The 19716-nt window shown below is 68.7% G+C and carries 21 protein-coding genes; 11 read left to right on the plus strand and 10 right to left on the minus strand.

All coding sequences use genetic code 11. The features are described 5' to 3' along the window. Positions 1-73 precede the first annotated feature (73 nt). The 3 genes from tfpB to AC3EF3_RS15160 are packed head-to-tail and all read right to left on the minus strand — an operon-like array spanning position 74 to position 3498. Entirely contained in the window at positions 74-1864 is a 1791-nt protein-coding gene (gene tfpB, locus AC3EF3_RS15150; RefSeq protein WP_488532974.1) for a type IV pilus assembly ATPase TfpB, read from the minus strand. Next, complete coding sequence (locus tag AC3EF3_RS15155) at positions 1861-2628, minus strand: spermine/spermidine synthase domain-containing protein (protein WP_488532975.1); 768 nt, start codon at positions 2626-2628, stop codon at positions 1861-1863. The genes tfpB and AC3EF3_RS15155 overlap by 4 nt, the downstream gene beginning before the upstream one ends. A 30-nt stretch (positions 2629-2658) precedes the next feature. Further along, entirely contained in the window at positions 2659-3498 is an 840-nt protein-coding gene (locus AC3EF3_RS15160) for a TatD family hydrolase (protein WP_488532976.1), read from the minus strand. Between the two features lie 83 nt (positions 3499-3581). Between AC3EF3_RS15160 and AC3EF3_RS15165 the strand changes: the two genes are divergently transcribed. From AC3EF3_RS15165 to AC3EF3_RS15180, 4 genes are read left to right on the plus strand one after another with little or no spacing between them, the layout of a single operon-like run. Beyond that, complete coding sequence (locus AC3EF3_RS15165; RefSeq protein WP_488532977.1) at positions 3582-4586, plus strand: S1C family serine protease; 1005 nt, start codon at positions 3582-3584, stop codon at positions 4584-4586. Between the two features lie 9 nt (positions 4587-4595). After that, positions 4596-5603 carry an AAA family ATPase gene (locus AC3EF3_RS15170; RefSeq protein ID WP_488532978.1) on the plus strand — a complete coding sequence of 336 codons (1008 nt, stop codon included), beginning with the start codon at positions 4596-4598 and terminating at the stop codon, positions 5601-5603. Further along, positions 5584-6579: a DUF58 domain-containing protein gene (locus AC3EF3_RS15175; protein WP_488532979.1), complete on the plus strand. Its 996-nt coding sequence runs from the start codon at positions 5584-5586 to the stop codon at positions 6577-6579. Before AC3EF3_RS15170 ends, AC3EF3_RS15175 begins: the two co-directional genes overlap by 20 nt. Beyond that, positions 6579-7619 carry a VWA domain-containing protein gene (locus tag AC3EF3_RS15180; RefSeq protein ID WP_488533807.1) on the plus strand — a complete coding sequence of 347 codons (1041 nt, stop codon included), beginning with the start codon at positions 6579-6581 and terminating at the stop codon, positions 7617-7619. Before AC3EF3_RS15175 ends, AC3EF3_RS15180 begins: the two co-directional genes overlap by 1 nt. Positions 7620-7641: 22 nt before the next feature. Here the strand turns inward: AC3EF3_RS15180 and AC3EF3_RS15185 are convergent, their stop codons facing one another. The 3 genes from AC3EF3_RS15185 to AC3EF3_RS15195 are packed head-to-tail and all read right to left on the minus strand — an operon-like array spanning position 7642 to position 10030. Further along, entirely contained in the window at positions 7642-8052 is a 411-nt protein-coding gene (locus tag AC3EF3_RS15185; RefSeq protein ID WP_488532980.1) for a DoxX family protein, read from the minus strand. Between the two features lie 45 nt (positions 8053-8097). Continuing rightward, the gene (lolD, locus tag AC3EF3_RS15190; protein WP_488532981.1) at positions 8098-8784 is read right to left on the minus strand and encodes a lipoprotein-releasing ABC transporter ATP-binding protein LolD; all 687 of its coding nucleotides are present in this window, start codon (positions 8782-8784) and stop codon (positions 8098-8100) included. Further along, positions 8777-10030, minus strand: coding sequence for a lipoprotein-releasing ABC transporter permease subunit (locus AC3EF3_RS15195; protein WP_488532982.1), 1254 nt, complete (start codon positions 10028-10030; stop codon positions 8777-8779). Before AC3EF3_RS15195 ends, lolD begins: the two co-directional genes overlap by 8 nt. Positions 10031-10064: 34 nt before the next feature. Between AC3EF3_RS15195 and AC3EF3_RS15200 the strand changes: the two genes are divergently transcribed. Together AC3EF3_RS15200 and recJ are read left to right on the plus strand one after the other, a co-directional pair. Further along, positions 10065-11018: a phosphoglycerate mutase gene (locus AC3EF3_RS15200; RefSeq protein ID WP_488532983.1), complete on the plus strand. Its 954-nt coding sequence runs from the start codon at positions 10065-10067 to the stop codon at positions 11016-11018. Then, positions 11015-12724, plus strand: a complete 1710-nt coding sequence (gene recJ / locus AC3EF3_RS15205; RefSeq protein WP_488532984.1) for a single-stranded-DNA-specific exonuclease RecJ — start codon at positions 11015-11017, stop codon at positions 12722-12724. The genes AC3EF3_RS15200 and recJ overlap by 4 nt, the downstream gene beginning before the upstream one ends. A 1-nt stretch (position 12725) precedes the next feature. Here the strand turns inward: recJ and AC3EF3_RS15210 are convergent, their stop codons facing one another. Next, complete coding sequence (locus AC3EF3_RS15210) at positions 12726-13040, minus strand: hypothetical protein (protein WP_488532985.1); 315 nt, start codon at positions 13038-13040, stop codon at positions 12726-12728. A gap of 85 nt (positions 13041-13125) precedes the next feature. Further along, on the minus strand, positions 13126-13413 hold the full coding sequence (locus tag AC3EF3_RS15215; RefSeq protein WP_488532986.1) for a hypothetical protein: 288 nt from the start codon (positions 13411-13413) through the stop codon (positions 13126-13128). Between the two features lie 45 nt (positions 13414-13458). Here AC3EF3_RS15215 and AC3EF3_RS15220 point away from each other — a divergent pair, with 45 nt between their 5' ends. The 3 genes from AC3EF3_RS15220 (at position 13459) to AC3EF3_RS15230 (ending at position 17144) form a co-directional block, all read left to right on the plus strand. Beyond that, positions 13459-14376 carry a delta(1)-pyrroline-2-carboxylate reductase family protein gene (locus AC3EF3_RS15220; protein WP_488532987.1) on the plus strand — a complete coding sequence of 306 codons (918 nt, stop codon included), beginning with the start codon at positions 13459-13461 and terminating at the stop codon, positions 14374-14376. An 86-nt stretch (positions 14377-14462) separates the two neighbouring features. Further along, positions 14463-16061: an extracellular catalytic domain type 2 short-chain-length polyhydroxyalkanoate depolymerase gene (locus AC3EF3_RS15225; RefSeq protein ID WP_488532988.1), complete on the plus strand. Its 1599-nt coding sequence runs from the start codon at positions 14463-14465 to the stop codon at positions 16059-16061. A gap of 102 nt (positions 16062-16163) precedes the next feature. Further along, positions 16164-17144, plus strand: coding sequence for a hypothetical protein (locus AC3EF3_RS15230; RefSeq protein WP_488532989.1), 981 nt, complete (start codon positions 16164-16166; stop codon positions 17142-17144). Positions 17145-17151: 7 nt separating this feature from the next. On the opposite strand, the gene AC3EF3_RS15235 is transcribed toward AC3EF3_RS15230, so the two are convergent. Next, entirely contained in the window at positions 17152-17691 is a 540-nt protein-coding gene (locus AC3EF3_RS15235) for a hypothetical protein (protein WP_488532990.1), read from the minus strand. 28 nt (positions 17692-17719) lie between these two features. Beyond that, positions 17720-18103, minus strand: coding sequence for a hypothetical protein (locus AC3EF3_RS15240; protein ID WP_488532991.1), 384 nt, complete (start codon positions 18101-18103; stop codon positions 17720-17722). Between the two features lie 104 nt (positions 18104-18207). Between AC3EF3_RS15240 and AC3EF3_RS15245 the strand changes: the two genes are divergently transcribed. Together AC3EF3_RS15245 and AC3EF3_RS15250 are read left to right on the plus strand one after the other, a co-directional pair. After that, positions 18208-19032, plus strand: a complete 825-nt coding sequence (locus AC3EF3_RS15245; RefSeq protein WP_488532992.1) for an isocitrate lyase/PEP mutase family protein — start codon at positions 18208-18210, stop codon at positions 19030-19032. 27 nt (positions 19033-19059) lie between these two features. After that, positions 19060-19710, plus strand: coding sequence for an FABP family protein (locus AC3EF3_RS15250; protein WP_488532993.1), 651 nt, complete (start codon positions 19060-19062; stop codon positions 19708-19710). Positions 19711-19716: the final 6 nt, after the last annotated feature.

The following is a 19716-nucleotide window of genomic DNA, read 5'->3' on the forward strand; positions in this document are numbered from 1 at the left end:
AAGTACGGTGCCGCGATTGTGGTTGGCAGGGCGGCCGGCGCCTGCTGTGGCTTTCACCTACAGCCGGAAGACCTCACTCGAGCGGCGGTGTCGCCGTCAGCACCTCCTCGAGCGTCGTGAGCCCCTCCGCGATGCGCAACGCCCCCGCCAGGCGCAGCGGCCGCATGCCGTCGGCCACGGCCTGCCGGCGCAGTGCGTCGATGGACGGATCGGCGATCACTTTTTCCTTGAACGCTTCGCTCACCGTGAGCAACTCGTACAGGCCCATGCGGCCGAGGAAACCCGTCATGCGGCAGTCGACGCAGCCCACGGGTTTGTAGGGCTGCCAGGCGCCCGTCACCTTCCACGGCTTCACCAGCGTGTCCAGCTGCGCGCGCGTGGCGGTGCCGTCGGGCTCGCGGCACTGCTTGCACAGCGTGCGCACCAGGCGCTGCGCAAGCACGCCGGTCACTGTCGCGTTGAGCAGGTACCCGGGGATGCCCAGCTCGAGCAGGCGCGTGATGGCCGAGGGGGCATCGTTCGTGTGCAGCGTGGAGAACACGAGGTGGCCGGTGAGCGCGGCCTGCACGGCCATCTCGGCGGTTTCGAGGTCGCGGATCTCGCCGACCATGATGATGTCCGGGTCCTGCCGCATCAGCGCGCGCAGGCCTTCGGCAAAGCCGAAATCGAGCTGCGACTGCACCTGGGTCTGGTTGAAGGCGGGCTCGATCATTTCGATCGGGTCCTCCACCGTGCTCACGTTCACCTCTTCCGTCGCGATGCGCTTGAGCGTCGAATAGAGCGTGCTGGTCTTGCCCGAACCCGTGGGGCCCGTGACGAGCACGATGCCGTGCGGCCGCCTGACCAGCTGCTCCCAGCGCTGCGCATCGTGCTGCGAGAAGCCGAGCGCGTCGAGGTCCTTCACCGCCGTGTCGGGGTCGAAGATGCGCATCACCATCTTTTCGCCGAAAGCCGTCGGCAGCGTCGACAGGCGCATCTCGATCTCGTCGCCGCGCGGGTTGCGCGTCTTGATGCGTCCGTCCTGCGGGCGGCGCTTCTCGACCACGTCCATGCGCCCGAGCAGCTTGATGCGCGCGGTCATCGCGTTGAGCACCGCCAGCGGCATCTGGTAGACCGGATGCAGCACGCCGTCGATGCGGAAGCGGATCACGCCCTGCTCGCGCCGCGGCTCCAGGTGGATGTCGCTCGCGCGCTGGTCGAAGGCGTAGGTCCACAACCAGTCCACGACCTGCACCACGCCCTGGTCGTTGGCGTCGAGCTGCTTGTTGTTCTTGCCCAGCTCGACCAGCTGCTCGAAGCTGGCCGCGCCCGCGTTCCCGCCCGCCTTCTGCGCCGCGCGGACGGATTTCGCGAGCGCGAAAAATTCGGCGGTGTAGCGATGGATGTCCTGCGGGTTGGCCAGCACGCGCCGAACCGTGCGGCGCGACTGCCGCTCGACCTCGTCGATCCAGTCGGTGAGGAAGGGATCGGCCGTGGCGACCACCACTTCGCCCGAGGTGACCTGCACCGGCAGCACGCGGTGGCGCTCAGCATAACCCGCGCTCATCGTGTCGGCGACCTTGCCCACGTCCACCTTGAGCGGGTCGATGCGCAGGTAGTCCAGGCCCGAGCGCTGCGCGAGCCATTGCGTGAGCATCTCGATGTCCAGCGGCTTGCCGTCGGCCGCGCGCGCGATCGCGACCGCCGCGAGGCGCACGAGCGGGTGCTGCGCGCTCTCGGCCTGCGAGCAGCGGGCGATCGTGCGCTTCGCTTCCTCGGCGCTGATCACGCCGTCATGTTCCAGCCACTCGACGAGCGAACGCCAGTGCAGCGGGCCCTGAGGGACGCTGCGGGAGGAAGGGCGGGCTTTGGCGGCGGCGGTCATCGTGTGCGCAGGGGTCCGACCGGCTTGAACACGCGCAACCATTTGCGCGCCGGAAGGCCCCAGCGAGTTTCGATGGTTTCCGCACGGCGGGCAAGCTCGCCGCGCTCGGGATGCTGCGCCTCGCGCAGCGCCAGCACGATCGTGTTGCCCTCGCGCGTCGGGCGGAACGCCCAGACGCACTCCTCGCCGAACACCGTCACGATCTTGCGCAGGCTCTCGTCGTAGCTGGAGGAACGGCCGAACAGGTTCACCGTCATGCAACCGTCCTCGGTCAGCAACCTGCGGCAATCGGCGTAGAACGCCTTGGAGTCCAGCACGGGCGCGGCCGCTTCCTGGTCATAGAGATCCACCTGCAGCGCGTCGACCCGGCCGCGCCAGTGCTCGTGCGCCGCGACTTCCGCTGCGTCGCCGAGGATCACCGACAGGCGCGCGTCGTCCGCGGGCAATTTGAACCACAGCCGGCATGCCGCGATCACCTGCGGGTTCAGCTCGATCGCGGTCGTCTTCATGCGCAGCTTGCGCCAGCAGAATTTGGTGAGCGAGCCCGCACCGAGCCCGAGCTGCATCGCGTGGCGCGTGGCCACCGAATCCGGATCGACGAACAGCAGCCAGGCCATCATGCGCTGCACGTAATCGAGGTGGATGTCGAACGGCTTGTCCAGCCGCATCGAGCCCTGCACCCACTCGGTGCCGAGGTGCAGGTAGCGCACGTCGCCGTAATCGGAGAAATTGACTTCGGGAAGGGACGGCGCGGATTTCTTCACTGGCGGCGATTATGTCTACCGGATCCCGGATCAGGTCCGGGATGACGACCCTGACAGCAAAGGGCCGAGTTTCGGCAGAGCCTCGATCGCATTGCGCATCGCCGCGTGCGCCAGTTCCTCTTCGCCGATCCCGCGCAACTGCGCCAGCACCTTCGCGATCTTCGGCAGCTCGCCGGGCTCGTTGCGGCCTTGCGGCGCGCCGGCCGCGCGCTCGTCGGCCGTGCGGTACAACCAGTGCGGCGGGATGTCGGGCGAATCGGTTTCGAGGACGATGGCGTCGAGCGGCAGCTCCACCGCGAGCCGGCGGATCTGCTGTGCGCGCTCGAAGGTCAGGGTACCGCCGAACCCGAGCTTGAAGCCAAGCCGCGCGAACTCCTGCGCCTGCTGCAGGCTGCCGTTGAAGGCGTGCGCGATGCCGCGCACCGGAATGCGGCGCAGGTGCTTGAGCAGCTGGTCGGCGGAACGTCGCACATGGACGATCACCGGCAGGCCGTGCCGCTGCGCGAGCGCCAGCTGCTCCCGATAAAAGAATTCCTGCCGCTCGCCATCGAGCTGCGGCAGGAAATAGTCGAGCCCGATTTCGCCCACCGCGACGAGGCGGGAGTCGTCGCGCGCAGCGGCGAGCGCCTCATCCAGCCGCGCCAGCTCCTCATCCGCTGCGCCGGGCGTGCAGATCGGGTGGATTCCCAGCCCGTAGCTGTCGCCGCCCGCGTGGGCGAGTTCGCGCACCGCGGAAAAGTTGGCGACCGCCACGGCGGGGATGACGCAGTGCGCCACGCCGGCGCGCCGCGCGCGCTCGCGCACTTCGCCCCGGTCGGGCGTGAATTCCGGCGCATCCAGGTGGCAGTGCGTATCGACCCAGAAAGGCATGGCGGGATGATGCCCGAACGGGCTACGTCCTACGTGCAGAGCGCGCCAAACCGTGATACCGTGCGTTTCGACTCCTGTTTCCCATGCGCAGGCCTGCCCTCTACAGCTCCAGCCGGTCCCAGCGCCCGGCGGGCGACCCGCCGCCTTCCACGGCGGCCGACGTCGCGCAGGAGCCTGCGGCCGTCGCCGTCGCGAAACCCCGTCGCATCGACCTCTCCAGCCCGCGCCTGCTGTGGGCGGCGATCCTGCTGCTCGCGACGCTGCTGGCGCTGAGCCTCACGCTCGCGCTCAAGCCCGCGCCGCGCCGCATCACGCAGGAGGACATCAACAAGGCCGTGCTCAAGACGATGGAAACGCAGGTGCTCCCGTCCGAGTACGCGAAGGCCTACGAGAACGTCCGCCCCTCGGTCGTGCGCGTGGTCAGCTACGTGAAGAAAAGCCGGGTGCGCGATGCGATCGACAAGGCGCACCAGGGCCTGAAAGCCAAGCCCAAGGCGCTCGGCCCCGCGCTCGAAAGCGAGAGCAACGGCAAGGATGACGACGAGGAAATCGAGCAGGGCGTCGGTACGGGCGTCGTCATCATCGACAAGGGCGTGATCCTCACCAACCTGCACGTCATTTCGGGCGCCGACCATGTGAAGGTGACCTTCTTTGACGGCCTCGAGGCCGACGCCTCCATCACCGGCGTGCAGCCCGAGAACGACCTCGCCGTGCTGCAGGCCCAGAAGATTCCCGATGACCTGATCGCCGCCACCATGCGCTCGACCGGCGACCTCGCGCCGGGCGACAAGGTCGCCGCCATCGGTTTCCCGTTCGGCATCGGCCCCTCGGCCTCGGGCGGCATCGTGTCGGGCCTGAAGCGCTCCTTCCGCTCGCCCGAAGGCAAGCAGGAGATGGACAACCTCATCCAGTTCGACGCGGCCGCCAACCCCGGCAATTCCGGCGGGCCGCTCGTCACGATGGACGGCGAGGTGGTCGGCATCGTCACCGCGATCCTCAACCCCACGCCCGCCCGCACCTTCATCGGCATCGGCTTCGCCGTGCCCATCGAGAACGCCGCCACCGCGGCCGGCCTTTCGCCGTTTTAGAGCCCAGACATGAATTCGACGACCCGCCAGGACAGCGACACCGCCCAGCTCATGGAACAGATCCTGTACGAGGTCAAGCGCGTGGTGGTGGGACAGGACCGCTTTCTGGAGCGCGTGATGGTCGCCATGCTCGCGCAGGGCCACCTGCTGGTCGAAGGCGTGCCGGGCCTGGCGAAGACGCTGACGGTGAAGACGCTCGCGCAGACCATGCGCGGCCAGTTCAAGCGCATCCAGTTCACGCCCGACCTCGTGCCGGCCGACCTGGTCGGCACGCGCATCTACAACCAGAAGACCGGCGAGTTCAGCACGGCGCTGGGCCCGGTGTTCACCAATCTCCTGCTGGCCGACGAAATCAACCGCGCGCCGGCCAAGGTGCAGAGCGCGCTGCTCGAAGTGATGCAGGAACGCCAGGTGACGATCGCCGGCGAAACGCACAAGGTGCCGAACCCGTTCCTGGTGATGGCGACGCAGAACCCGATCGAGACCGAAGGCACCTACCCGCTGCCCGAGGCGCAGGTGGACCGCTTCATGATGAAGGTGCTGGTCGATTATCCGACGGACGAGGAGGAGTTCGTGATCGTCGAGCGCGTCACCGGCCCGGCCGTCACGGTGTCTTCCGTCGCGACGACCGAGCAGCTCGCGCAGCTGCAGGGCGAATGCCGCCGCGTGTACGTCGACCCGTCGCTGGTGCAGTATGCGGTGCGACTGGTCTCCGCGACCCGCACGCCCGAGCGTCACGGCCTGAAGGACCTGCGCAGGTACATCACCTTCGGCGCCAGCCCGCGCGCCACGATCAACCTCACCGAAGGCGCCCGCGCGCTGGCCATGCTGCGCGGCCGCACGTACGTGTTGCCGGAGGACATGAGCGACCTCGTGGCCGACGTGCTGCGCCACCGCATCGTCCTCTCGTACGAGGCGCTGTCGGAGGGCCTCTCGCCCGACGCGCTGGTGAGCAAGATCATGGCCAAGATCCCGGCTCCGCCGAGACCGCTGGAACATGAAAAGCTGGTGGCGTAAAGGGACGAAGACTGCCGACGAGGCACCGGGCGGCGCCTCGTCCCTCGCTGCCCGTCCCTCTGCCGAGAACGTCCTCAAGCGGCTGGAGTGGACGGTCATCCGGCGCCTGGACGGCCTGCTGCAAGGCGATTACCGCACGCTCCTGCGCGGCGCCGGCCTGGACCTCGCGGACCTGCGCGAGTACCAGCACCACGACGACGTGCGCCACATTGACTGGAACGTCACCGCCCGCCTGCAAATCCCGCACGTGCGCGAATTCACGGAAGATCGCGAGATGGCTGCGTGGTTCCTGGTGGACCTCAGCCCATCCGTGGACTTCGGCTCGGGCGAGCAGCGCAAGCGCGGCCTCTCGGCCGAGTTCGTCGCCGTGCTCGCGCGCCTGCTCACGCGGCACGGCAACCGCGTCGGCGCGATGCTCTACGGTTCGGGCGTGGACAGCGTGATCCCGACGCGCGGCGGGCGCCGCCATGTGCTCCACCTGATCGACACGATCCAGAAGCGACCCGTCGCGGCGGCGCAGGGCACGACCCGGTTGCGCGGCCTGCTGGAAGCCGCCGCGTCGCTCGTGAAGCGCCGCTCCACCATCTTCATCATTTCCGACTTCATCAGCGAGCCCGGCTGGGAAAGGCCGCTGGCCATGCTCGCGCAGCGGCACGAAGTGGTGGCCGTGCGCGTGATCGACCCGCTCGAGCTCGACCTGCCCGACCTCGGGATGATCACGATGCGCGATTCGGAAACCGGCGAGCAGCTGCTCGTGGACACGCACGACAAGGGCTTTCGCACGCGCTTCGCGCGCATTGCCGCGCAGCGCGAAGCCGAGCTGCGCGAGGCTTTCGTCAAGGCCGGTGTCGACGCGCTGGAGCTGTCCACCGACGGCGACCTGGTCGATGCTGTCGTGCGTTTCGCCGACATGCGCAAGCGCCGCGCACGCCTGGCCGCGGGCGGCGGCCTGCCGGCACACCTGCAGGTGGCATGATGAATTTCCTCTGGCCCCAATTCCTCTGGCTGGCGGCCGCCCTGCCGCTGCTCGTGCTGCTGTACGTCTGGCTGATGCGCCGGCGCAAGAAGGTCGCGCTGCGCTACGCCTCGCTGTCCATCGTGAAGGACGCGATGGGCGCGCGCCAGAGCTTCAAGCGCCACATCCCGCCGCTGCTCTTCCTGTTCGCGATGGCGGCGATGCTGCTGGCCGCGGCGCGCCCGGTCGCGGTGGTGACGCTGCCGTCGAACCAGCAGACCATCATCCTGGCGATGGACGTGTCGGGCAGCATGCGCGCGACCGACGTGCTGCCCAGCCGCCTCGTGGCGGCGCAGAACGCGGCGAAGTCCTTCATCGGCGAGCTGCCGCGCAATGTCAAGGTCGGCATCGTCGCCTTCGCCGGCTCGGCGCAGGTCGCGCAGCTGCCGACGACCAACCGTGAAGACCTGGTCACGGCGATCGACCGCTTCCAGCTGCAGCGTGCCACGGCCACCGGCAACGCGATCGTGATCTCGCTGGCGACGCTGTTCCCCGACGACGGCATCGCCCTGGAGTCGCTGCAGACCGGGCGCGACCGCCAGAAGGGCTTCTCGCTGGACGACGAGAAGAAGCCGCAGAAGGACCGCCAGCCGGTCGCGCCGGGCTCGTACACCTCGGCGGCGATCATCATGCTCACCGACGGCCAGCGCACCACCGGCGTCGATCCGCTCGATGCCGCCAAGCTCGCGGCCGATCGCGGCGTGCGCGTCTACACCGTCGGCATCGGCACCGTGGAAGGCGAGACGATCGGTTTCGAGGGCTGGTCGATGCGCGTGCGGCTGGACGAGGAGACGCTCAAGGCGATCGCGCAGAAAACCAATGCCGAGTACTTCTACGCCGGCACCGCGCAGGACCTGAAGAAGGTCTACGACGCGCTCAGCTCCAAGCTCACCGTCGAGAAGAAGGAGACGGAGATCTCGGCCCTCTTCGCGATGGCGGCCGCCGCCCTCGCGCTGCTGTCGGCCGCGCTGTCGGTGTTCTGGTTCAACCGGATCCTTTGACGCAACACAGCGTCAAGACCCCTCAGTGCGGCAGTGCCGGGGATGGCAGCAGTGCCGCCGTCCCGTCGCCCAGAAGAAAGAGAGCGACCAGCGCGGCGGCCCAGAACGCCGGGTATTCCCAGCCGCCGTCCTTGTTGCTGAACAGCCATCCGTTCTTGCCGTGCACGGTCGCGATGGTGCCGAGGATCAGCGGCACGAGCAGCAGCGCCACGTAGCGGGGCCAGATCCCCAGCAGGAGGCAAGCCGTACCGGCGAGTTCGGCAGCGAGCGTGGCGTAGGCGAACCAGCCCGGCAGGCCGAGCGATTCGAAGAATTTCACCGTGCCGGGAATCGTGAAGACGCGGATCTTCAGCAGCGCATGCGCGAGGAACATCGCAGCAAGGCACAACCGCAGCAACAGGGCGGCATACGGGGCGGTCTGCGAATCGACCATGGCGCTCTCCTCGGCGGGGATCCCGCCACCCGCATCGTAAGTCGTTCAGCTGGAGGCCGCGAGTCTTCCTTCGGCCAGATGCAACATCCGGCCGCAGCGGCGTGCGAGCTGGTCGTCGTGCGTCACCAGGATGAACGCCGTCCCGCGCTTGCGCGCGAGCTCGATCATCATGTCGAACACCACGTCGGCCGTGCTCCGGTCGAGGTTGCCGGTGGGCTCGTCGGCCATCACGCAGGCCGGGTGCGTGACGAGCGCACGCGCAATCGCGACGCGCTGGCGCTCGCCGCCGGACAGTTCGGCGGGCCGGTGCTTCACCCGGTGTCCGAGGCCGACGGCGGCAAGCATCTCCTGCGCCTGCCGCGCGCACTCCTGCGGCTCCAGGCGCCGGATGCGCAGCGGCATCGCCACGTTGTCCAGCGCCGTGAATTCGGGCAGCAGGTGATGGAACTGGTAGACGAAGCCGAGGTGCCGGTTGCGCAGCTGACCCTGTTGCGCGGCGTCGAGCTGCGAGAAGGCCTGCCCCATCAGGCGTACGGTGCCGCTGGTGGGCGTGTCCAGGCCGCCCATCAGGTGCAGGAGCGTGCTCTTGCCCGAACCCGACGCGCCGACGATCGCCACGGTCTCGCCCGCGTGCACCGTCAGGTCGATGCCGCGCAGCACCTCGACGTCGATCTCGCCTTCGTGGAAACGCTTGGTGATGCCTTCGGCCTGGAGAACGGCAGCCTCACTCATAGCGCAGCGCCTCGGCCGGGTTGACCCGGCTGGCGCGCCAGCTCGGGTAGACGGTCGCGACGAAGGCGAGCACGAGCGAGATCACGGCGATGGGCATGATGTCCGATTGCTGCGGGTCGCTGGGCATGCGCGAGATCAGGTAGATGTCGCGCGGCAGGAAACTCACGTGCAACAGGTGCTCGATGAAGGGCACGATCACGTCGATGTTGAAGGCGACCAGCAGGCCCAGGAACAGGCCGGCCAGCGTGCCGATCACGCCCACGGCCGCGCCCTGCACGACGAAGATGCCCATGATGCTGGCGGGCGAAGCGCCCAGCGTGCGCAGGATCGCGATGTCGGCGCGCTTGTCGGTGACGGTCATCACCAGCGTGCTCACGAGGTTGAACGCCGCCACGGCGACGATCAGCGTGAGGATGATGAACATCATGCGCTTTTCGACCTGCACGGCCGCGAACCAGCTGCGGTTCTGCTGCGTCCAGTCGCGCACCAGCGGGCGGCCGGGCAGCGTGTCCGCCAGTTCGGCGGCCACTTCGGGCGCGCGCTGCAGGTCCTTCAGCTTCAGGCGCACGCCGGTCGGCGCCTCGAGCCGGTAGATGCGCATCGCGTCATCGAGGTGGATCATCGCCAGGCCGCTGTCGTACTCGTAATGCCCGGAGTCGAAGGTGCCGACCACCGTCATCTGCTTCAGGCGGGGCACCACGCCCGCCGGCGTCACCTGCCCGCCCGGCGCGATCAGCGTCACCGGGTCGCCCTCGCGCACGCCCAGGTTGCGGGCGAGCTCCGAGCCGAGCACGATGCCGAACTGCCCTGGCTGCAGGCGCGCCAGCACCTGGTGCGTGCTCGCCGCCAGGTCGGTGACCTCCCCTTCGCGTGCCGGGTCGATGCCGCGCACGATGGCGCCCCGCATGTCCTCGCCGCGCGCGAGCAGCGCCTGGGCCGCGACGAAGGGCGCCGCGCCGACCACGTCCGGATTGCGCCGCGCGTCCTGCATGGTTTTGTCGACGTCGGCCAGCGGCGCACCGCCCGGCCCGTAGATCTCCACATGCGAGACCACGCCCAGCATGCGGTCGCGCACTTCCTTCTGGAAGCCGTTCATCACCGACAGCACGATGATCAACGCCGCGACGCCGAGCGCGATCCCGAGCATCGACACGCCCGAGATGAAGGAGATGAAGCCGTTGCGCCGCGTGGCGCGGCCCGCGCGCGTGTAGCGCCAGCCCAGCGCAAGTTCGTAGGGGATTCTCACGGGCGGGATTGTCTCATCGCAGAGAATAGCGGCCATGTCGGACGGTGCCCACTTGCTCATCCCCTTCGCCGCCAGCGGCGACGAAGGCTGCATGGCGGCCCGCCGGACCCTGGAACTGCCCCACCTCGCCAAGCTGCTCGCCCGCCTGAAGCCCGCGCAGGCCGACGAAGGCGACGAGCACACGCTGTCGCCTCCGCACGAGCGCGTGCTGGCCCGCGAACTCGGCCTGGCCGCGCCCGACGGCTGCATCCCCTGGGCCGCGTCGCAGGTCGCACAGGCGGGGCGCGAGACGCAGGGCAGCGCCTGGGCGTGGATCACGCCGTGCCACTGGGAAGTGGGCCGCGACCACATCGCCATGGCGCACCCCCAGGACCTGCAGCTCTCGGCAGAGGAATCGCGGGCCTTTCTTTCGGCAATGCAGCCCTACTTCGGGCAGGACGGCATCGCCCTCGAGTACGACGCGCCGACGCTGTGGCTCGCGCGCGGTGAGGTGTTCCGCGATTTCCCTTCCGCGTCGCTGGCGCGCGTCATCGGCCGCGTGGTCGATCCGTGGCTGCCGCGCGGCGATCGTGCCAGGACCATCCGCCGCCTCCAGCAGGAAATGCAGATGCTGCTGTACACGCACGACATCAACGACCAGCGCACGCGCGGCGGCCTGAAGCCCGTGAACTCGTTCTGGGTGAGCGGCACCGGCGCCCTGCCGCCATCGCCCTTGCCTGCGGCGACGGCGGGGCCCGCCATCGCGCACGACCTGCGCGATGCGGCGATGCGGCAGGACTGGCGCGCGTGGGCCGCCGCGTGGCAGCAGATCGATGCGCGCGAGTGCGCGGGCCTTCTCCAGGCGCTAGCCCGCGGGAAACATGTCGCGCTGACGTTGTGCGGCGAACGCAATGCGCGCACCTGGGCCGGCACGGGCGGCGGATTCTTCGGCAAACTCGCGGCAACCCTGCGCGGCGGCCGCGTCGCCGGCGCACTCGACTCCTTATGAAGATCATCACCCGCGACATCCCGCCGCGCGCCGCCTGGGCGCTGGAGCAGGCCGGCGTGCATCCGCTGCTCGCGAAGCTCTATGCCGCGCGCGGCGTGCTCATGGCCGACGAACTCGACGACGGCCTGGCGCGCCTGCTGCCGCCGGCCGGCATGAAGGGCCTGCAGGAAGCGGCCGTGCTGCTGGCCGATGCCATCGCCGCGAAAAAGAGGATCTGCATCGTCGCCGATTACGACTGCGACGGTGCCACGGCCTGCGCAGTGGCGATGCGGGGCCTGAAGCTGCTCGGCGCGCCTCACGTGGACTACCTCGTGCCCGACCGCGTCGTCGACGGCTACGGCCTCACGCCCCCGATCGCCGAGCGCGTGAAGGAGCGCGGCGGCGAGCTGCTGGTCACCGTGGACAACGGCATCGCCAGCGTCGAGGGCGTTGCGACCGCGAACGCGCTGGGCCTGCAGGTGCTGGTGACCGACCACCACCTGCCCGGCCCGCAACTGCCCGCGGCAGCGGTGATCGTGAACCCCAACCAGCCCGGCTGCACATTCGAGAGCAAGTCGATCGCGGGCGTCGGCGTGATGTTCTACGTGCTGATGGCGCTGCGCTCGGAACTGCGCAACCGGGGCACCTTCGACAGCGCGACCCAGCCCAAGCTCGATGCGCTGCTGCCGCTGGTCGCGCTCGGCACGGTGGCCGACGTGGTGAAGCTCGATGCGAACAACCGCAGGCTGGTGGCGCAGGGCCTGAAGCGCATCCGCGCGGGGGCCCTGCCTTGCGGCCTGGCGGCGCTGTTCGCGGCGGCGGCGCGCGATGCGAAGGCCGCGACCACGTTCGATTTCGGCTTCGCTCTCGGGCCGCGCATCAACGCGGCCGGGCGCCTGGCGGACATGACGCTGGGCATCGAATGCCTCACGACCGACGATGCGGCGCGCGGCGAGGAGCTCGCGAAGAGGCTCGACGCGATCAACCGAGAGCGGCGCGAGCTGGAAGGCGGCATGCGCGACGCGGCGATGGAAATCGTCGACCAGCTCTTCGACGACAGCGAGGAGCCGCCGGCCGCGATCTGCGTGTTCGACCCGGATTTCCACGAAGGCGTGGTCGGCATCGTCGCCTCGCGCGTCAAGGACAAGTGGCATCGCCCGACCTTCGTCTTCGCCGCCAGCCAGGCCGACGGCAAGGAGCATGAACTCAAGGGCTCGGGGCGCTCGATCCCGGGCTTTCACCTGCGCGACGCGCTGGACCTCGTGGCCAAGCGCCACCCCGGCGTGCTGCTGCGCTTCGGCGGCCACGCGATGGCCGCGGGCTGCACGATCCACGAAGAGCACCTGGACGTGTTCGAGCAGGCCTTCGCGCAGGTCGCGCAGGAATGGCTCGATGCGGCCACGCTGATGCGCCGGCTCGACACCGACGGCCCGCTCGCCCCCGAGTACCGGCGCGCCGACCTGGTCGACACGCTGCACCACGCGGTGTGGGGCCAGGGCTTCGCGCCACCGATGTTCAGCGAGGAAGTCGAAGTCGTGTCGCAGCGGCTCGTGGGCGACAAGCACCTGCAGCTGAAGCTGCGCCACCAGGGCCAGCCGGTCGACGCGATCTGGTTCGGCCACACGGAGCCGCTGCCATCGCGCGTCAAGATCGCCTTCCGGCTCGACGCCGACGAGTGGCAGGGCGTACGGCGCGTCCGCTTCCTCGTCGAAGGCGCGGAGCTCTGAGTCAGGGCTGCAGACCGACCGGCACCGGCGCGTGCTCATCGTCGAAATACGCGAACAGGCGCGCGGCGACCTCGCGCAGTTCGGGATCGGCCACGGTGTGCGCGCGGGCCAGCTGCCACATGGCGTACTCGCGGTCGCCGAGCATCATCGAGGTGTTCACGCAGCGCCCATGCCCCGCCATCAGCAGCGCGAAGGCCGAGAGCAATCGGATCGGGCAGTAGCGCGCCTCGTCCTGCAGCGGAGCTTCGTCGCCCGGCTCGAGCGACGGCGGCAGGCTGTCCCAGGCCCCGTTCGGATGGGCGACGGCATGGTTCATGCCTCGAATGTAGGGACCGGCTCGGCCGTTCCCGGTCGGCCCGGGTCGTGCAGGGCTGTCGGCCTGAAGGGAATGTGCGTGTCGGTCAGCGCAGCGCGGCCATGATCGCGTTGACGTCGTTGACCTGTTGTCGCCGCAGGTCCGGCGGCATGCAGGTCGCGAGCCCGTTCTTCGGCGCGCACTCGTCCTGCATCGCCACCCGTTGGGCACGCAGTGTGGCTTCGCGCACCTCGGCCTTGTCGACCTGCTGCTGGCAGAGCAGCCAGAGGGCGACGACCTGCCCCACCACCAGCGCACCGAGCAGTGCCCAGAGCCATCGATCGGAGGAGGTACGTTCGGTCTTGTCGAGCAGCGGCGGGAGCATGATCGACATGCTAGGACGCGGGGCTCGCCCCGCGCCGTAGGACAAAATCGGCGCATGTCCGCCTTGCTCCTCGACGCCGCGCGAACCGCCGCGCGCCTGCCCTGGCAGGAGCTGATCACCCAGCTGCGCGCCGTGCTGGCCGATGCGTCGGTGCAGGTGCCGCAGCGCCTCGTGCAGCCGCTCGCCGGCGGCGCCAGCCTGTTCGTCATGCCCGCGGCGGATGGGCAGGTGGCGATCGCGAAGCTGATCACGTTCACGCCGGGCAATGCCGGCACCCCGCGGCCGACGATCCAGGGCGACGTGGTCGTGTTCGATGTGGCGACCGGCGAGCGCCGCCTGGTGCTGGATGGTCCGACCGTGACGGCGCGTCGCACGGCCGCGGTGTCGGCGCTCGCGGCCCTGCAACTCGCGCCTGACCGGCACGGACCGTTGCTGGTCGTCGGCGCCGGCGCGCAAGGGCGTGCCCATGTGGAAGCGTTCATCGACGTGCTCGGCGTGCGTGAGGTGCGCGTGGCTTCGCGCAGCGCGGCGAGCGCGCAAGCGCTGGCCGACCACGCGCGTGCACTCGGCGCGCAGGCGCAGGTCGTGGCGGATGCCGATGCGGCAGCGCGCGACTGCCCGCTGGTCGTGACCTGCACGCCGGCGAGGCATATCGTGCTGCGAGCCCTCCCGAGCGAGCGAACCTTCGTCGCGGCGGTGGGCGCCTTCACGCCGCGGATGGTGGAGATCGCGCCCGAGGTCTGCCTGCATTGCGCGCAGCACGGCACCATGGTCGTCGACTCGCCGGAAGCCGTCCACGAGGCCGGCGACCTGATCCAGGCGGGGCTCGATGTCGCCGGCTTGCCGACGCTGCGCGACGTGCTGGCCGGTCCGAGCGCAGTGCGCGGTCCCGTGCTGTTCAAGAGCTGCGGCTGGGCCGGCTGGGACCTCGCGGCCGCCCGCACGGCGCTTGCGTCCAGCGTTACTCCCTAGGTAATCCCGCGTAAGCGAGTCCGCGCCACACCACAAACAAACGGCGTACAAACGCGCACCGTTCCCTACAACAAAGGAGACAGTGCATGCGCCGCTTTGCTTCCCTGCTGGCCGCCTTCGCATTCGGGGCCGCCGCTTCCAGCGCCGGGGCCGTCGTCAGCCTCGGTTCCTACAACGTGAAGCTGGATGAGACCACGGTCTCCGGCATCTCCTCGGGCGGGTTCATGGCGGGCCAGTTCGGCGTCGCGTGGTCATCCATCGTCAAGGGCGTGGGCATCGTCGCGGGCGGCCCGTACGGCTGCGCGCAGATCCCCAAGCCGGGCCAGGCGTATTCGAACAACCTCTTCACCGCCTACTACTACTGCGCCAACCGCATCACGGCGCCCGACCTCACGCCGATGGTCAACCTCACCGGCACCTTCGCCGCGGACGGCCGCATCGATCCGGTGTCGAACATGGCCAGGCAGAAGGTGTGGATCTACTCGGGCTACAACGACGGCGTGGTGAAGCAGAGCACCTCCGTCAACGTGCTCTACAACTACTACGCCAACTACATCGCGGCGCAGAACATCTTCTACAAGAATGACCAGAACGCGGGCCACGCGATGGTGACGAACAACTCGTCGCACGCGTCGTGTTCGACCACTGCCGACCCGTACATGAACAACTGCGGCATCGACGCGGCCGGCGAGATGCTGGCGCACTTCTACGGCAAATTGAACGCGAAGGCCTCCACGCTGGGAGGCCAGCTGCTCGAGTTCTACCAGACCGATTTCGCGAGCGCGAACACGATCAGCATGTCCACGACGGGCCGGGTGTACGTGCCCGCCGCCTGCGCCGCCGGCCAGCCCTGCCGGGTGCACGTCGCCTTCCATGGCTGCCAGCAGAGCACCGAGCAGATCGGCACGACCTACGTGAGCCAGGCCGGCTACAACGAATGGGCCGACACCAACAACATCATCGTGCTGTACCCGCAGACGACGACGCGCACGTACGACTACAACGGGGTCTACCAGGACCGCAACAACCCGGACGGCTGCTGGGACTGGTGGGGCTACAACGTCGACTACGACCAGAACACGAGCGGCAACCAGAACTATGCGACGAAGAAAGGCGCGCAGGTCACCGCCGTGCGCGCGATGCTCACGCGCCTGGCCGGCGGCTACACCGGCTGGACCTCCACCCTCACGGGCGGCTTCGGCACGCCCGCGGGGCTCACCGCGCAGGAGCGCACCAACAACCGTGTGAACCTCGTCTGGTCACCCGTCAACGGCGCGACCGGCTACCACGTCTATCGCGCCACCTGCTCCACCTGCACCTACACCCGGCTCACGAGCTCGCCCCTGGCGGGTGCGAGCTATTCGAGCAACGGCCTCACCGCCAACACGACGTACTACTACAAGGTGAGCGCCGTGAATTCGAGCGGCACCGAGAGTGCGCTCTCGGGCTCCGTGAGCAAGACCACTGCTGTCACACCCCCCGCCTGCGATCCGTACTTCGCCAACAACTACACCCACGTGGACCTCGAGGGCTACACCGGCGAATACCGCGCCAACGCGGCCTGCCTGAACTGCTACGCCTTCGCGCGCGGCAGTGGCGACTGGATCGGCTACTACAACATCTACGACAACGAGCCGCTGGTGCGCACGGGGACTGCGTATTACCGCTACGGTGTCTGCAATTAGACCTGTGGCACCGATACGTCACTGGCTCATAAAGCGGTTGCCGAAGCGCAGGCCGTCGGCTCCAATGGGGGCTTAGAAGAAAAGGTTACTGCGGACAACCGAATGGAAACGGCCGTATTGCGCCTGGGCCTTGCTGGATTCAACGCGCGCGAGCAGGACGCCATCCGCGACGTCGCGGCGGGCTTTCGCAAGGCGCGCTGGCTCTTCGGCGGTACGGAGGGTGCGGATGCCTGGCTGATCGCCGGTGCGCGAATCAGCAGCGTGCAGGGCCACCACGTTCGCGTGCTCTGCACCGATGCTTCCGGCCGGACCGCACCCGTCGTGATCGACGCCACGTCGCGACCGGTCGCGTTCGCCGCCCCGGCGCCGCTCGCCCCGAAACCGCATCGCCTGTTCGAACTGCAAAGGCCGGACACCTTGCTGCGCGTGTTGGGCGACCTCGACCTGCGCCTGCATGCGAGCAAGGTCGCCTACTGGACCGCTGCCCATCTGCTCGCGAACCATGACACGGTCGGAAAGGCATTGTTCGAGCTGCGCGCCGGCGCCGAATTGCTGGCCGTGGTGGACATGAAGGGCGACGTGGCGATTTCGCCCACGGCGACCGAAAGCAGCTTCGAGAAAGCCGAGTGGAAACACCGTGCGCGCAAGGCAGTCCAGGTTCCCCTCAACTTCCTGAGCTTCCCCCTGGCCGAGTTGATGTGGCAATACACGACGCGGACGGCGCGCGGCCTGCTGCCGGAACGCTACCGCGACTGCGCCATCTTCTTCCGCCGCCCCCCGCGCGTGGACCCCAAGCTCATTAGCGACGTCCACCTGCTGGTCTCGCGCGAATTGGCGCTGGGGCCCGCGAGCCTGCCGGAATTGCGGGACAGGCTCGGTGTCGACGAGCCCGTCGTCGCGCGGGCCCTGGCGGACCTGTATTACGTCGGGTCGATCACCTCGAACCCCGACCGGGCCTGGCAGGGATCGATCCGCTCGGGCCTGTGGTCCTCGCGCGCGGCGCCGCTCGAAGCCGACCAGCCCTTCCCCGCGCAGGGAAGCGCGGGCCGGGATTCACCGCATTCGACGGCGCCCCTGCTGTAAGGGGTCCTCAGTCCGCGAACTTCGCGAGCTGGTTGATGAACTCCCTGACGTTCTCCAGCACCGAGCGCTCGTTCGCGATGCGCAGCCGCTCGACGCCGATGAACGCGTCCGAAGGCGTGGCGGTGCCGGTTGCGTCGACCTTGATCGGCGTCGCACCCTTGGGCCCGGTCACCTTGTAATCGACGTGCGACTTCACGTCGAACGTGATGCCGATGAAGGGCTGGTCGAGCGACTTGAGATCGGCCGAGACCTTGTACTGCGCTTTCGCCGGATCGGCCGCCAGGTAACCCGCGATGTTCAGGCTGTCCTCCAGCGCCTTCTTGAAGCCGGCGTTGTCGACCTGGGAGGTCCACAGCGGGTTCGTGTCCTTGCCGCCGGCCACATCGGCGACGGCGACCAGGCCCTTGAGCTTCGGGTTCACGGCGGCCGTCGTACCGGGCTTCACCGTCATGGCCTGCGAGGTGGCCGATGTCGCACAGCCGCCCAGGTTCAGCAGCACGGCGGCGCCCGCGATGGCGCAGGCGAGTTTCAGGAATCGCACTTTCATCTTCTTCTCCTCTTGGTAGTGATGGAAATCAGGACGCCGGGCAAGGCGGCGTGAGCACGACGGGCAGCTCGGACGGGTAGTTGAAGCCGGCGCCGCTGCTGGAATCGATGGCGTAGCCGATCAGGCCGCCCGCGAGGACGTTGCCCCACGCGCCGTCGTTCGCCTTGGACACGAACTTCGCGGTGCCGGCCGCCTCGTCCTTGCGGCACACCGCCACGAGTTCGCCGTACGCTTTCTGCACGACGACGCTGCCGGGTGTCTTGAGAATCCAGCGGCCCTTGTCGTTGGCGACTTCGCAGCGAGCATCGAGCACGATGCGGCCTTCGCAGACTGCCGTGACCGACACGGCTTGCGTGGTGCCCTGTGTGACCGACGCGCACCCACCGACCATGCCGCAGACCGTTGCGGCCACGGCAAGCACTCCTCCCCGCATGGAAATCCCCCTGATCTTGTTGGGGGCGGACTATACCGGACCGGCGCAGAATCGCCGTTCCAGCATCAGGAAGGACGATCCGCATGCCCTCCCCGCAAGACATCTCCGCCCGCCGCCGCGCGTTCCGGCAACTGCACGAGTCCGGCTGTTTCGTGATCCCGAACCCCTGGGATGCGGGCAGCGCGAAATACCTCGAACGGCTCGGGTTCAAGGCCTTGGCCACCACCAGCTCCGGCGTGGCCTGGCGACACGGGAAGGCCGACGGGCAGATGACGCTGGAAGAAGTGCTCGTGCACCTGCGCGAGATGGTCGAAGCGACCAGCCTGCCGGTGAACGCCGATTTCGAATCGGGCTTCGCGGCCGATGCCGCCGGTGTCGCGCGCAACGTGCGCCTCGCGGTGGACACCGGGGTGGCGGGCGTGTCCATCGAGGACTCCACCGGCGACGCGGCGCAGCCGCTGCGCGACATCGCCACCAGCGTCGAGCGCCTGCGCGCGGCGCGGGCGGCGATCGACGAGGCCGGCGGCGAGACGATGCTGATCGGACGCGCCGAGAACTTCATCGTGGGCCGGCCCGATCTCGACGACACGATACGCCGCCTCAAGGCCTATGCGCAGGCGGGGGCGGATTGCCTGTACGCGCCGGGCATCAGGACGGGCGAGCAGATCGCTGCCGTGGTGTCCGCCGTCGCGCCGAAACCGGTGAACCTGCTGATCGGCACCACCAGCGAGCTCACCGTGCGCGACGCCGAAGCCCTGGGCGTGCGGCGCATCAGCGTGGGCGGTGCGCTCGCGCGCAGCGCCTGGGGTGGTTTCATGCGCGCGGCGCAGCTGATCGCCCAAGACGGAAAGTTCGACGGCTTCGCCGGTGCGGCGAGCGGGTCGGAGCTGAACGCGCTGTTTCGCTGAACCGCTTCGAAAACCAGGGGACCTCTCATGGCCATCTTTCCCGAAGACATCTACACCGAGCCATCCGATCTGGACGGGAACACGCTGGCCCACCTCGGCCCCTTGCGCAGGATGGCCGGCCTGTGGCGCGGCGAAAAGGGCGTGGATGTCAAACCCAAGGCGCAGGGGCCGAAAACGCAGGTCTACGTCGAGCACTACGAACTGCAGCCCATCGATCCGCAGACCAACGGCCCGCAAGTGCTCTACGGCCTGCGCTATCACACGTTCATCCACAAGCCGGGCCAGACCAAGGCGTACCACGACCAGGTCGGCTTCTGGCTGTGGGAGCCGGCCACCGGGACCGTGATGCTCACGCTCGCGATCCCTCGCGGCCAGATCGCGATGGCGAGCGGCCGCGCCACCGCCGACGCGGACCGTTTCGAACTCGTGGCGACGCGCGGCAGCCTCGTGAACGGGATCGTGTCCAACCCGTTTCTCGAGCATGCGTTCACCACGCAGGAGTGGCGCATCACGGTCGTGTTCAATCCGGACGGCACCTGGTCCTACGACCAGGACACCGTGCTGCAGATCCAGGGCCGGGCCGAACCCTTCCATCACACGGACCGCAACACACTCAGCAAGGTCGGCGAGCCATCGCCGAATCCGCTGGCGAGCGTGAACGCTGCTCAGCAGGGGTGAGAGGAT

The sequence above is a fragment of the Ramlibacter sp. GS1-15 genome, assembly GCF_057785015.1.